The sequence below is a fragment of the Ochrobactrum sp. 19YEA23 genome (assembly GCF_029909865.1).
Taxonomy (GTDB): Bacteria; Pseudomonadota; Alphaproteobacteria; order Rhizobiales; family Rhizobiaceae; genus Brucella; species Brucella gambitense.
In genome coordinates, this window is record NZ_JASAMQ010000006.1 from 278,312 (window position 1) to 291,941 (window position 13,630).

Genomic DNA, 13,630 nt, shown 5'->3' on the forward strand with positions numbered 1-13,630 from the left:
GGATCGGCATTTAGTCTTAAAGCAAAACAGGCGACCTGAACTCAGGCCGCCTGCATGTAAAGTTTTATGCTTTGCCGAGACGCTTGCGCAATTCGGCATTCTCGGCTCGGAGTTTTGCAGCCAGTTCCTTGCGCAGCTTCAAATTTTCAGCTTCCAGCGCCACAAGCGCCTTCAGATCGTCGCCCTCAGATGACTTCACAGTCACAGGTGCCGCCGTCTTTCCAGCAGCGTTTTTCCAGTTGTAGTAAGTCTGTTCACTGATGTCAGTCTGTTGCAACGCAGCTTTCAGCGTGGTTTCACCGCTCTTCAATGCCTTTGCGACAGAAGCGAGAATGGAAGCACGTTCAGCCGGAGAATATCTCTTTCTCGTGGCAGCTACCGGTGCGGCGACGGCTGTAGCAACCTTGGTTACCTTTGCGGCTGGCTTTGCCACCACTGGCTTGGGTTCTGCCTTCTTGCGCGGCGCGCGCGTTTTCGGCTTGGCGGCTAGAGCCTTCTTCACGAAGTAAGGCGCGAGATTGGCGCGAACACGATCCAGAACCGTCTCACCAGTCAGATCAGGCTCGAAAGTCTTGCCGGTGATCTGTTCGTAGGCCTGAATATAGACCTTCGAAGTCTGTTCGATCAGATCAAACGGAATTTCCGGAATCGGATCCTTGTAAGGATCGCAACGCTCCGTGACCCAGGCCCGCACGAAATCCTTGTCAAAGCTTGCTGGGCGGCTGCCCGAAGCAAAGCTCGCTTCGTAGCTGTCGGCAATCCAGTAACGGCTTGAATCCGGTGTATGGATTTCATCGGCAAGAATGATGCGGCCGTTAGCGTCTGTTCCAAACTCGTATTTGGTATCGACAAGGATCAGTCCGCGCTCAGCCGCACGCGCCTGTCCGCGCTCGAAAAGCGCCAGCGCATAACGCGACACGGTTTCCCACTGTTCTGCAGTCAGCAGGCCTTGTTCAAGAATTTCCTCACCGGACAGCGGCTCATCATGGCCGCCATCGAAAGCCTTGCTCGTCGGCGTGATGATCGGATGCGGCAGCTTCTCATTGTCCCTCAGACCATCCGGCAATGTGACGCCATACATCTGGCGCTCGCCCTTGCGGTATTTCGTGAGGATCGAGGTGCTGGTCGTTCCTGCGAGATAGCCGCGGACAACCACCTCAACCGGCAGAATATTCAATCGTGTGCCGATGACGACATTCGGATCCGGATAGGCCAGAACATGGTTCGGGCAGATATCAGCCGTTTCCTCGAACCAGTAAGACGCCGTCTGCGTCAAAACCTGACCTTTGAACGGGATCGACGTCAGGATAACATCGAATGCGCTCAAACGGTCGGTCGAGATGATGATGCGGCTGCCATCGGGCAGATCGTAATTCTCGCGAACCTTGCCGTTGTAGCGGTTCGGCAGTTCAGGGATATCGGCGCTAGGGAGAATGCGCAAAGTGCTCATTGGCAGAGGCTTCCGCTGTTGGTTCCGTCTGCCCTTCCGCTTAAACGCGCAAGTGGCCGCCCGTCAAGGATGAAGTCACCCCGATGTAACCAACTCAGCACTTTGCTCCCGGCTGCGCTTGATCGCCCTGCATACGCTCACCCCAGTCACGCATACTGATCAATATGGGTGCCAGAGAGTGGCCAAGGTCCGTCAGCTCATATTCCACCTTTGGCGGCACTTCCGGAAAAACAGTGCGGCTGATGATGCCGTCCGCTTCGAGTTCCCGAAGTTGCAAAGTCAGCATCCGTGGCGTGGCTGCCGGAACAAGTCTGCATAGCGCGTTGAAGCGCAGCTTTCCTTTCAGCAGATGGAAGAGGATAACCGGCTTCCACACGCCGCCAATAACCGAAAGCGTTGCTTCTACCGCACAGCCTGTTTTGCTGACGTTTCGCCGTTTACCGCGCGCCCTGACACTATCATCCATGATACTACATGCCAAATTTGTACGTACTTTTTCGAAGGTCAATATAGGCTTATTTGTTCTGGCATTAAAGGAGACAATGCCGTGCAAAGTTACATTCTGACCGGAAACGAAAATCCACGCCTGAAGCTGGTTGAAAAGCAGGATCGCAAGCCGGGTCGCGGAGAGATTGCAGTCGATTTGCGTGCTGCATCGTTGAACTATCGCGATCTTATTGTCGCAAAGCGCACCAAGGACAGTATCCCCTTGTCTGATGGAGCGGGCGTCATATCGTCTATCGGAGAAGGCGTAACTGATTACGCCATTGGTGATCGTGTGGTCATCGGCTTCATGCCTGAATGGGTGGAAGGTCCATTTTCTGAGGCGAAGAAGGCTGCAAGCCTTGGCGGCAATACGGTCGATGGCGTGTTGAGCGAACGCATCGTCGTACCGGCAACCGGTGTCGTGCGGATACCGGACACGATGACATTTGAAGAAGCTTCAACGCTTCCCTGCGCCGGTGTCACGGCATGGTCAGCGCTTTTTGGAAGAAGGCCAATCCAGCCCGGCGAGACAGTCTTGCTCCTTGGCACGGGAGGCGTGTCGATTTTCGCCTTGCAACTTGCCAAAATGGCGGGCGCTCGCGTCATCATTACATCGAGTTCCGACGAAAAGCTGGAGCGGGCTGAAAAGCTCGGTGCTGACCACCTTATAAACTATCAAACACATCCCGATTGGGAAAATGAAGTGCTGCGGCTCACCGATAATGTGGGCGTTGATCTGGCCGTCGATCCGGCAGGTCCGGCCACGCTGAACAAGACCCTCAAGGCGACGCGCTTTGATGGACGTATATCGCTTATGGGCGTACTGACAGGGTTTAACGGACCCATCGAAACCGCCGCTATTTTGGAAAAGCGGATTACCCTGCAGGGCATTTATGTCGGCCCGGTTTCAACGCTTGCATCCCTTGTCCGCACCGGCGTCAAGCCGCAAATCGACAAGGTCTATCCGTTCAGCCAAGCCGAGGACGCCTATAATGCTCTCCAAGGCGCCGGACATTTCGGGAAACTGGTCGTCAAGATCGGACAGTAAAGCCGCGGCCATTTAGGCCTGAATGGTCCGGGAACGATATTCGCCACTATGCGAAGTATTCCGCATAGTGGCGAACTCTGTTTCGACTACTTCGCCGCAGCTTTGGCTCCAGCCTGCAAATCCGACAGATTGGCCACGATCCCCGCCGCTTCGGTTTGCAAAACATCCTTGGCATTTTTGCGGGTCTTCTCAATAGCAATATCTGCGCTCAGGCTCCGCTCATTGGACTGAAGACCATCATCGGGACTGCTGCTCAAACCATCATCGGACTTCTTGCGCGACTTCAGACGGTTTTCTTCCGCCGTCATTTCGTTGCGGCGTTCCGTTTCATTGAGAGAGAGTTCGGTCTTTTCGCGCTGCGTCTTCAATACAGCGATATCTTCCACAAACTGCTGGAATTCAGGATCATCCTTGACGCGGGCATCATGAAGGCTCTGCAACTGGGGCAACAAGGACTTGATATCGCCAAGGCGCTTGTATTTTGCCGGCTTCACTTCACTCCACGGCAAGGCATTGTCGAAGCTCGACTCGCCAACGGTCTTGAGATCGAAAAGCCCGGGCAGGCTGATATCCGGCGTCACACCACGCAGCTGCGTCGTGCCTCCGTTCACACGGAAGAACTGGGCGATCGTCAGTTTCAGCTCACCGAATTTTGGTTCGGGATTATGCGCGACCTCGTCAAGATTGACCACCGTTTGCACGGTGCCTTTACCGAAGCTCGGTTCGCCGATAATCACGCCCCGGCCATAATCCTGGATCGCTGCGGCAAAGATTTCGGATGCGGATGCCGAACCGCGATTGATCAGCACGCCGAGCGGCCCTTGCCATGCGGGGGTCGGAAGATCGTCGCTTTCAACCTTGACCTTGCCGTTAGCGTTACGCTGCTGGACCACAGGTCCCTTTCCAACGAAAAGACCGGTCAGCTCAATGGCTTCCGACAGCGAGCCGCCGCCATTGTTACGAAGATCGAACAGGATGCCGTCGACCTTGTCCTCTTTCAGCTCGGTGATAAGCTTGGCGACATCGCGGCTGGCACTGCGATAATCCTTGTCACCTTTTCTCCGCGCTTCGATATCCTCATAGAAAGCGGGCAACGTGATAACGCCGATTTTGCGGGTACCATTGCCGTCTTTGACATCGAGAACCGATTTCTGCGCAGCCTGCTTTTCAAGGCTGATCTTGTCGCGGACCAGACTGATGATCTGATGCTTCGCGTCCGGACCGGCATTGGCTGGCAAGATATCCAGACGCACCGTTGAACCCTTGGCGCCACGGATCAACTGCACGACTTCATCAAGGCGCTGGCCGACCACTTCTTTCATTGGCCCGTTTTCATCTTGACCAACGCCCGTGATGCGATCGCCGACAGCGATCTTTCCTGACACCTGAGCCGGTCCGCCGGCAACAAGCTCGCGGATCGTGATATAATCGTCCCTCTCCTGCAGCACCGCGCCGATACCAACTAGAGAAAGCTTCATCGATATATCGAACTCGGCAGATGCACTTGCACCGAAATAATCCGTATGGGGATCAACCGAGGTCGTATAGGCCGCCATGAACATCTGGAAAACGTCGTCGCTTTTGTATTTGTAAATACGTTCCAGCGAGTTCTGATAGCGCTTTTCCAGCGTATCGCGGATGGAGGCATCATCTTTGCCTGCCAGCTTCAGGCGCAGCCAGTCATTCTTGACGCGCTTGCGCCAAAGATCCTTGCTTTCCTCGTCTGTCGCGGGCCATGGCGCCTTGTCGCGCATAAGCGGATAGGTTTCCTGCTCACTGAAATCAAACTTCGTGTTGAGCAGACTGCGCGCATAGGTCATGCGGTCGGTAATGCGCTTTTCATACAGGTTGAAGATCGAAAACGGGATGCTCAGATTTTCCTGCTTGATCGCGTCGTCAATCTTGGACTTGTCGGCCATGAAACCGTCAACGTCCGATTTGAGGAAGATCAGCCGATCCGGGTCCAGCGATTTGATAAACCGGTCCATGATCTTGGCCGACAGAGCATCGTTGAGCGGCACAGGCTTATAATGGAAACGCGTCAGGAATTCTGCGGTCAGGTGCGCAGCCTCGACCTGCTGCGGTTGCGGTTCGAGCGCTGGCGGTGAACCAGCCTCAAAGGCAAGTGCAGGAGAGACGGTTGCCAGAAAGAGGCAAAGGGAACCAAATTTTAGACGTTTCAAGAGTTGGCCTGTTGTTCAGCGCGAAAATGTTCAGTGACAATCTATGTGGAGCAATTATGGTTTTTTGGCAACCGGACTTCGGTTGCTCAGGTCGCGCAACCGAAGTCTTGCAAGTGAAAAGCGGTCCCGGCGCTTTCAAAATGCATATGTAATCACTGTTTATTCTGGTGTTATCTTGCACTGGGTGACGGTCACGACGCAGTCTTCAGTAAATCAGCAGATTGCGTTCATATTTCTGTGAGGCGGACATCGGGCCGGACATCAGCGTATTCGCGTTACAAACGAACGTCGATCAGCATTGGTCCGTCTTTGGACAAGGCCGATTTCAGCGCTGCTGCGAGGGCAGCATTGTCTGAAACCGATACGGCATCGACACCAAAACCCCGGGCCAGAGAAACCCAGTCAAGCTCTGGCCTGTCGAGGCTCATCATATCCCGCGCTGTCTCACCGGGCTTTGCGCCAACTTTGACATATTCACCGAGCAGGATCGCATAGGACCGGTTGTTGAGGAGAAGCGTTGTGATCGGCAAGTTTTCGCGCGCCTGTGTCCACAGGCCTTGCAATGTATAGGCTGCGGAACCGTCTGCTTGCAGAGTGATCACACGCCGATCGGCGCCCATCGCCTGGGCGCCGATAGCTGCACCCGTAGCGAGTGGAATGCCGCCACCGATAGCGCCCCCAGTGACAGCCAGCCAATCGCATGGCGCAGCCAAGGGCATAACCGCCTCAAATCCACCGCCCGAAGTCAAAGCCTCGTTGATAACGATTGCACCTTCCGGCAACTGCGAGGCCACAATCCGGGCCAGGGTTTCGGGCGTAATCGGGCCCGATTGAGGACTACGCAACTCTTCACTTTGAACGGGTACATCTATCGGGCTGGCTTCGATGCGAGAAGCCAGCGCCGCAAGCGCACCATGGGCATCTTCGCCCGGCGTGCACAATGTCAGGACTTCTGCATCTTCTCGATGCGTGAGGCTGGGCAGTCCCGGATAGCGGAAAAATCCGACCGGCGGCGGGCATCCCACCAGAACAACAATGTCAAAAGGCTCCAGCGTACGAACAGCATCTGCAACTGAATAAGGTACCGCTGGCAGGTTCAGGCGTCCCCGTCCTTTGGGTTGTCGCGCAATCATCGGACTTCCCATCAATGTTGCGCCGCTCTTGACGGATATTCCATGAAGAACTGGATGTAGATCAGCGGCTAGCCCTGCCGTGCCGAGCAGTAACAGCGCCTTCTTTCCTGAACCAAGCGCTTTGGCCACCTTATTGACGGCCTCGTCATCGAATGGCTCGGGATTTCCGGCTGTATAATCCCGGGCGATCACACCGCCTTGGCTCCAGGATACATCCGCTGGAAGCACGAGCGAAGCGATTTTGCCATTATCGGACGATGCGGCAGCCAATCCCGCCAGTGCATCCTCACCAATCTTCGCCGGATCAGTCCCAAAGCGAACCCATTGCGACGTACCGCCAACAAGTGCCTCGACATTCGCCGTCAGCGGGCTGTCATAGGCGACGTGATCCATCGCGTGATCGCCGACAATGTTCAGCATTCCGCTGCCCGCGCGTTTTGCGTTATGGATATTGGCAATGCCATTGGCATAGCCGGGTCCACAATGAAGAAGCGTGACTGCTGGCCTCTGGGTCACACGATAATAGCCGTCGGCCATTCCGGTAACCGTATTCTCCTGCAGCCCCAGCACACACCGGATACCCGGAATGGTATCGAGCGCGGCAACAAAGTGCATTTCACTGGTACCGGGATTGGCAAAACACGTATCGACTTTCCCTTCAACGAGGGTGTGCACAAGAGCTTCGGCTCCGGTTAGGCTATTATCGGTCATGTTTCCTCCAACCCCAGATTACAGTATCCCGCCACAAGCGTGGGGCTTAGGTCAAGCCCCAACTGCCTCAACTATGAGTGCGTCCACGGCGACGGCACTATCAGGCCCCACCATCAATGGATTAACGTCCAGTTCAAGCAGGGTCTCTTGATGCGCGTCGGCATAGTTGGCGATTGCCATGATTGCATCCACAACCGCTTCGAAATCAGCCTTTGGCCGCCCGCGGAAACCGTCGAGCAGACTGAAGCTCTTCAGATTTTGCAGAGCGGATCTTACTTCATCCCGTTTGACCGGGAGAAGCAAGGTAGCCGCATCCTTGAGCAGCTCCACCAGAATTCCACCTGCACCAATCACCAGAACCTGACCGAATAGCGGATCCCGCTTGACGCCGACAATCAGTTCGGCAAGGAGCGCGGACTGCATCGGCTCAAGCAGGAAGTTTTCAAGCCTGATTGACGGATCGTGACGTTCAACCGACGCGACCATCTTCTCGGCAGCGATCATCGCGTCAGCGCGCGACTTGATGTTCAATGCAACGCCGCCAACCTCGGTCTTATGTGCCAGCTTTTCATGCAGCACTTTCAACACGACCGGCTTTTCGAAATGTTCGGGGAGAGCGCTTATCTCTGGAAGGGAAACGACACGTCCCGCCGGTATGGGCAACCCAAAGGCGCTCAGCCGCCGTTTGGATTCTGCCTCATGCACAACCCGAGCATCGGCATCCAAAGACCTCTTTCTGGCTCGCGGCGGCACCAAATTTCTCTCGCATCCGGTCGCAACGTCGTTTGCGATCATTCCGCAATATCCGGCCCACAATGCAATAACGCGAGCCGCGTCATGCAAGCCGTTCAAAGGCACAATTCCCTGCTCGATGAGCATGGCGGCATCTTCCGGAGGAATGCTCTCAGTATTGACCGATGCGTGAAAGACCGGCTTGCCGGTTGCACGTCCCGCGGAAGCCAAAGCGCGATCCATTGCCTGATGAGCTGTTTTGTCTTTGTAGGGTGATCCGACAGGCGGATAATCGATCACGAGAATTCCGGCATCGACTTCACCCTCGAGCATCGTTGTAAACATCGGAGTGAGCAACGGCTCGCTGCCCCAGTAACCGGCTGTAAAGTCGAGCGGATTGGAAACATGCCCGAAATCCGGCAACATCGGCTTGATCGTATCGACCTGATGTTTGTCCGGCTGAGGCAGTTTCAAGCCTGAGAACGAGCAATAGTCAGCGGCCAGTCCGTTGTCGCCGCCCGAACTTGAGAACACCGCAACCCGATCGCCGCCCAAAGGTTCGCTGATCGAAGCGAGTTTCATCATCTCCAGAAATTGCGGAACGGTATCGGTTTCCAACACGCCGAGTTTTTTGAACAGTGCTTCGTAATATTCATTTTGCCCTGCCAGCGAGCTGGTATGGCTAGCCGCCATAACTGCGCCCAACTCCGACCGGCCAGACCTGTAGACAATCACCGGGATTTTCTTAGACCGTGCACGCAGGCAGGCCCGTGAAAAGGCTTCCACATCGCGGATACCCTCCATAAACAGGCCAAGACAGGTGACATTGGGATCATCAATCAGGCAGTCAATATAGTCTTCAAAGCCGAGGACAGCCTGATTACCCGCGCTGATAAGGTAGGAATAAGGGACCGAACGGCTGTTGGACACCAGATGCCCCGTGACATTGCCGCTTTGCGAGATGACGGCCGCGCCGCGGCCGCCTTTGAGCTGCGGATAAAGAGCTGGCCAAATGCTGCCGTGATTGACGTAGTTGACAAGGCCATAACAATTGGGACCGACCACAGCCATATCGCCGGACGCTTCAATGAACGCCTCATGGCGTGCCATGCCCGCTTCGCCGATCTCGGAGAATCCGGAGGCATAGCAAACGACGCCCCCGGCCTTAAGCGCTTTCAGTTGCCGCAACGCGACAATCGTGGCGTCGGCATTCACAGCCAGAAAGACCGCATCGGGAGAGACCGGCAGATCGGCAATCGATGCAACACATGGATATCCGGCAATCTCGTTGCGCTTTGGATTGACCACATAAACTTCGCCTGCAAAATCCTGCTCGCGCAAGGTTTTCAGAGTCGATTCAACCTGACCACCTCCAATGAAGGCCATGGTCTTTGGCGCCAGCAATCGCCTGAAATTTTCTCGCAACGCTGGGCGCACGAATCCATCCTGCGCAAGCGCATGGGTCTTTAGCATTCTTTCCTCCCGTGAACGCTCCCTATCGCCTCCGCGACGAGTCAGTGACCGTCGGATTGGTTGGGATAGGTATTAAATCTCTTTGGCAAAGGCGCTGATGTTGGGAACTCATCCACCCCGAAGTCTGGCCTCAACGGGTAGTCCTCCGGCTTCTCGCCGAACAGACCGCAAAGCCATCTGCGAAGAATGATGCAGCATTCTTCATCCGTGTAGGTCTGTTCCATCACACGACCAAGCCACAAGCCATCCGCCAGTTGGGTCAGTGTGATGGCTTCCAGCCGTACATCAATCTCCATACCCTTGTCATGGGCGACGGCCAGCAGCCGACGCTCGATAAACGACCGGTACTTGCCCCACAGACTGCGATGGAGTGCGAGTATCTCAGGCACCACCCAGGCTGCGCTCATGTAATGGATCAGCAGTGGATGATACCCGATATCGCGCAGAAACGGGCCGGATGCTGCAAAAATCAGCCGTTGGAAATTGCCGGTGGTGGTCGAGGTCATCAGATGACGGTAGAAGTCATCCGCATTTTGAAGATAATAACGATGAGCAGCAGTCAGCAAATCCTCTTTGCTGGCAAAGTAATGATTGATCAGTCCGCGCGAGAACCCGGATTCATCGCTGATCGTGTTAATCGTCGAATTCAGATATCCGTTCTTGATGATCGAATTCAACGCAGCAATGATCAGCTCCTGCTTCCTGATTTCATTCGTCTGCCGTGGTTTGCTCTGTCTTCTCATCAGCTACCTTCTAAAATACGAAATCCTGCGTCAATTATTGTCGATACGGGTTAAGCAGATCCCGGGCGATAATATCCTGATGAACTTCCGATGTTCCTTCCCATATGCGCTCAATACGAGCGTCGCGCCAGAAGCGTTGTATCGGGAATTCTTCCATAAGCCCCATGCCCCCGAAGACCTGAACCGCATTGTCAGCGACCCGGAAAACCATCTCTGAGCAATAGTAATTGACCATCGAGGCTTCCGTCCGGTTCATCAATCCATTTTCGATCTTCCAAGCCGCCTCCTTCACCATCAGATCGCCCAGCCTAACATCTACAGCCATGTTGGCTATCTTGAAACCGACGCCCTGAAATTCGCCAATAGTTTTGCCAAATGCCTTGCGCGTTCCCGCCCATTCCTTGCTCATCTCAAAGATGCGTTCCGCGCGTCCGACACAATGCGCCGACAAGGCAACGCGACCGTCATAAAGCCATTCATTGGCCATATCAAAGCCCTTGCCCTCCTCGCCCAGTATCTTGTCCTCATGCACGCGCACATCTTCAAGATACACCATGGTCGGATTGTAACCGCGTGTCACGATCGATTTCATCGGCTCAACGCGGACGCCAGGCAGAGACTTGTCGATGAGGAATGACGTAAACCTTTTCCGACGACCCCGTGGTGTCTCGTCCACACCGGTAACGGCAATCAGAATGATGAAATCGGCGATGTCAGCATGGGAAATAAATTGTTTGACTCCATTGATGACCCAATGATCGCCTTCTTTCACCGCCTTGGTGGTGATACCGCGCGCGTCAGAACCAGCCCCCGGCTCCGTCAATGCGAAAGCATCCTTGCGCTCTCCCCGGATCGCAGGCTTCAGATATTCCTCAATCTGCTCGCCCTTGCATTTGAAGAGAATGCCCGTGACACCGCGGTTCATACACATGGTCAACGCCGAACTGACCTTGCCGAGCACACGTTCCGCCTGCATTTTCGTCTGCTTGTCGAGACCGGGCCCGCCCCATTCTTCCGGCAGATTCATGCCAGCAAACCCGGCATCCTCCGCCTTCTGTTTAATCTCGTCCTTGATCTCGTCAGGAACGTACCGTAACTCCTCAACGATGTTTTCATGCGGATAAAGTTCTCTTTTGCAGAACTCTTCCAGGGAATCGATGAGCGCCTGCTGTTCAAAACTCAGTGAAAAATCCATATTCTATCCCCCTCAGGCACCAGTAAAGCGCGGCGCGCGACGTTCATTGGCCGCCGCCAAACCTTCTGCATGATCTTTCGACTTGGCGCAGATTTTCCCGGCCAGTACTTCCTCAAGCTGTTGATCGGACAGGCTGCGAAGATTAGATGCGTTGAGAAGCTTCTTCGCTTGCGCGATAGCGACCGTCGGACCGCTTGCGAGCTTTTGTGCAAATGCGAGCGTTTCGGCCCAAAGATTCTCAGGCGCACTGACATGACTGACCAGTCTGTTATCCAGCGCCTTCTCTGCATTCCACAATTCGCCGGTATAGACGAAATGTTTGGCCGTCTCCAATCCGACAATTCTCGGCAAAAGCCAGGTTCCACCACAGTCGGGATTATAGCCGACATTGGTATAGGAGCAGATGAACTTGGCCGTCTTTGATGCGTATCGGAAATCACAGGCGAGGGCCATATCGAGACCGGCTCCGACAGCCGCCCCTTCAATCATCGCAATGACCGGCTTCGGCATGTCGTTGACCTGCTGGACAAGACGCAGCGACTCTTCCACCCAGTTCATATCCGGCCAGTTGGTCTTGCCCGCTGCCCATTCCTTGACGTCCGCTCCGGCAGAAAATGCGCCGCCGCGACCGGTCAAGATCAATGCGCGCATCTCGGCGTCCAATGCCGCTTCGCGAAGAGCCCTGCGCAATTCAATCGTCAGGCCCATGCCAAGCGCATTTCTGGCTTCCGGACGGTCGAGCGCGATCACCCCAACGGCGCCGTGCCGTTCGACTTTGATAAACTTATACATTTTTCCCATTTCTGCCCTAAGAGTGGAGGGCACGTTCCGTTGTTATTGATCCTCTAGCTTCCGCTCCATCGCGGCGTGCGTTTTTCCAGATAGGCGCGCTGCCCTTCGATCATGTCCTGCGATGTCAGCATTTTCTCGTATATGGTCAGATCCGCCCGTCCGTCGGCGCGCAGATGCATGGCTTCGCGTTCCGAAAGACCGTCCGCCGCCCGCAAAGCCTCCTTCAGAGCTTGTTGCGCCAGCGGCGCTGTTCCCGCAATGTGTTGGGCAACCGACATGGCCGTGACCATGAGGTCTTCTTTCGAAGTCACGCGATAGAGAAGCCCCCAGCGGAATGCTTCCTGAGCACTCATAGGCATGCCGGTCCAGATCATCGCGGTCGCCACATGATAAGGGATACGGCGCGGCAAACGCTGAAGACCACCACCGTCTGGCAACAACCCACGCTCCAGTTCAGGCAGTTGAAAGAAGGCGCTTTCCGCAGCTATAAGCATGTCGCACGCAAGCGCCAGTTCCAGCCCACCGCCAACGGCTGGACCGTTGATGGCCGCAATCAAGGGCTTCTTCAAGGACCATAAGGTGGTGATGCCGCCAAAGCCGCCTTCAAGCGCTCCTGGACCGGATTGATCTTCGCGACCCGCCTCATTGAAATCGAGGCCCGCAGAAAAAGCCTTGTCAGATCCGCTTGTGAGAATACCAACACGCAAATCGGGGTCGTTCTGAAGATACAATGCAGCCTTTTCCAGATGTCGGCTTAGGGTCCGGCAGATCGCATTGACCTTCGGCTTGACCATACGGATGACCAAGACGGCCCCATCGCGCTGCAACGAAAGATAGCCAGCGAACTCGACATTCAACGTTTCAATCATTGTTGAGCTCCCTTCTTTGCAGTCTTCAAACTGTAGAGATGCAGCAACAATGGGGGCACCGAAGTCACGACCAGCATCACCGTTGAAACGACTGCGAGAGTTGGATCGACATCATCACGCAAGGTCGCAAATGTGACACGCGACAGAGTGGACATAGGTCCGGAAGCCACCATTAACGAAATGATTAGTTCATCGAAAGATATCAGGAATGACAACAGCATGGAGGTAATCACTGATAACTTCAGTTGCGGCAGTGTTACGGTCATGAAGGCCTTGAAGCGATTGGCACCGAGGCTGCGCGCAACCATTTCCTGGCTTTCGTCATAGGCGCTGAACCCGGCCGTCATCGTGAGGATGACAAATGGCATTGCCACAACCGAATGACCCAGTATCATACCCCAGATCGTGTTGAGCATTCCGCCGATGCTCGCATAGACAAAGAATATGCCGATGGCGATCAGTATCGACGGCACAGCGAGCGGCGCGACCAACGTGGTACGGATGAGGTGCTTCAGGCCAAACCGGCCCTGATTGAGCGCATAGGATGCGGCGACGCCGGTCACCGTTGCCAGCACCATGGTACCCAAAGCAACCCGCAAGGATACCCACAAGGCATCGATCCATTTTTCCTGATGAAGAAAGGCATCATACCAGCGCAGCGACCATCCAGCAGGCGGAAATATCAGTGCGGTGCTGGAGCTAAAGGATACAGGGATAACAATCAGTGTGGGTGCAATCAGGAAGAAGATGACTGCGCCAACCAGAATATAGAGCCAGAGCCGATCACGATGTGAGATGTGAGATTCCATGATATC

Annotated in this window: 11 protein-coding genes and 1 pseudogene; 1 reads left to right on the top strand and 11 read right to left on the bottom strand. The window is 55.0% G+C overall.

Annotation, left to right across the window (positions count from 1 at the left end):
• Window positions 1–64: 64 nt before the first annotated feature.
• The 3 genes and pseudogenes from QBD01_RS16925 to QBD01_RS16935 form a co-directional block, all read right to left on the bottom strand.
• A complete protein-coding gene (locus tag QBD01_RS16925) occupies window positions 65–502 on the bottom strand; it encodes a transposase (protein ID WP_280993853.1) in 438 nt (145 codons plus the stop codon).
• A pseudogene (locus QBD01_RS16930) lies at window positions 503–1,441 on the bottom strand (phosphoribosylaminoimidazolesuccinocarboxamide synthase); the annotation flags it as partial.
• Window positions 1,442–1,544: 103 nt separating this feature from the next.
• On the bottom strand, window positions 1,545–2,003 hold the full coding sequence (locus QBD01_RS16935; RefSeq protein WP_392391428.1) for a winged helix-turn-helix transcriptional regulator: 459 nt from the start codon (window positions 2,001–2,003) through the stop codon (window positions 1,545–1,547).
• On the opposite strand from QBD01_RS16935, the gene QBD01_RS16940 reads away from it, so the two are divergent.
• Window positions 1,998–2,984, top strand: coding sequence for an NAD(P)-dependent alcohol dehydrogenase (locus QBD01_RS16940; protein WP_280993785.1), 987 nt, complete (start codon window positions 1,998–2,000; stop codon window positions 2,982–2,984). The genes QBD01_RS16935 and QBD01_RS16940 overlap by 6 nt on opposite strands.
• 86 nt (window positions 2,985–3,070) lie before the next feature.
• Here QBD01_RS16940 and QBD01_RS16945 read toward each other — a convergent pair whose 3' ends face one another.
• The 8 genes from QBD01_RS16945 to QBD01_RS16980 form a co-directional block, all read right to left on the bottom strand.
• Window positions 3,071–5,167: a carboxy terminal-processing peptidase gene (locus QBD01_RS16945; protein ID WP_280993786.1), complete on the bottom strand. Its 2,097-nt coding sequence runs from the start codon at window positions 5,165–5,167 to the stop codon at window positions 3,071–3,073.
• A gap of 275 nt (window positions 5,168–5,442) precedes the next feature.
• Window positions 5,443–7,011 (bottom strand): acetolactate synthase large subunit, encoded by a 1,569-nt coding sequence (locus QBD01_RS16950; protein ID WP_280993787.1) that lies wholly within the window; start codon window positions 7,009–7,011, stop codon window positions 5,443–5,445.
• Window positions 7,012–7,062: 51 nt separating this feature from the next.
• Complete coding sequence (locus QBD01_RS16955; RefSeq protein ID WP_280993788.1) at window positions 7,063–9,216, bottom strand: acetate--CoA ligase family protein; 2,154 nt, start codon at window positions 9,214–9,216, stop codon at window positions 7,063–7,065.
• A 41-nt stretch (window positions 9,217–9,257) separates the two neighbouring features.
• A complete protein-coding gene (locus QBD01_RS16960; protein ID WP_280993789.1) occupies window positions 9,258–9,959 on the bottom strand; it encodes a TetR/AcrR family transcriptional regulator in 702 nt (233 codons plus the stop codon).
• A gap of 34 nt (window positions 9,960–9,993) precedes the next feature.
• Complete coding sequence (locus QBD01_RS16965) at window positions 9,994–11,154, bottom strand: acyl-CoA dehydrogenase family protein (protein WP_182521538.1); 1,161 nt, start codon at window positions 11,152–11,154, stop codon at window positions 9,994–9,996.
• 12 nt (window positions 11,155–11,166) lie between these two features.
• Window positions 11,167–11,946 carry an enoyl-CoA hydratase/isomerase family protein gene (locus QBD01_RS16970; RefSeq protein WP_280993790.1) on the bottom strand — a complete coding sequence of 260 codons (780 nt, stop codon included), beginning with the start codon at window positions 11,944–11,946 and terminating at the stop codon, window positions 11,167–11,169.
• A 53-nt stretch (window positions 11,947–11,999) separates the two neighbouring features.
• Window positions 12,000–12,815, bottom strand: a complete 816-nt coding sequence (locus QBD01_RS16975) for an enoyl-CoA hydratase-related protein (RefSeq protein ID WP_280993791.1) — start codon at window positions 12,813–12,815, stop codon at window positions 12,000–12,002.
• Window positions 12,812–13,624, bottom strand: coding sequence for an ABC transporter permease (locus tag QBD01_RS16980; RefSeq protein WP_280993792.1), 813 nt, complete (start codon window positions 13,622–13,624; stop codon window positions 12,812–12,814). Before QBD01_RS16980 ends, QBD01_RS16975 begins: the two co-directional genes overlap by 4 nt.
• Between the last annotated feature and the right edge of the window lie 6 nt (window positions 13,625–13,630).

Excerpts from the sequence above, each read along its gene's own strand:
- QBD01_RS16955 (WP_280993788.1), bottom strand. The coding sequence starts at position 9,216 with ATGCTAAAGACCCATGCGCTTGCGCAGGATGGATTCGTGCGCCCAGCG.
- QBD01_RS16970 (WP_280993790.1), bottom strand. The coding sequence starts at position 11,946 with ATGTATAAGTTTATCAAAGTCGAACGGCACGGCGCCGTTGGGGTGATC.
- QBD01_RS16980 (WP_280993792.1), bottom strand. The coding sequence starts at position 13,624 with ATGGAATCTCACATCTCACATCGTGATCGGCTCTGGCTCTATATTCTG.
- QBD01_RS16975 (WP_280993791.1), bottom strand. The coding sequence starts at position 12,815 with ATGATTGAAACGTTGAATGTCGAGTTCGCTGGCTATCTTTCGTTGCAG.
- QBD01_RS16960 (WP_280993789.1), bottom strand. The coding sequence starts at position 9,959 with ATGAGAAGACAGAGCAAACCACGGCAGACGAATGAAATCAGGAAGCAG.
- QBD01_RS16950 (WP_280993787.1), bottom strand. The coding sequence starts at position 7,011 with ATGACCGATAATAGCCTAACCGGAGCCGAAGCTCTTGTGCACACCCTC.
- QBD01_RS16965 (WP_182521538.1), bottom strand. The coding sequence starts at position 11,154 with ATGGATTTTTCACTGAGTTTTGAACAGCAGGCGCTCATCGATTCCCTG.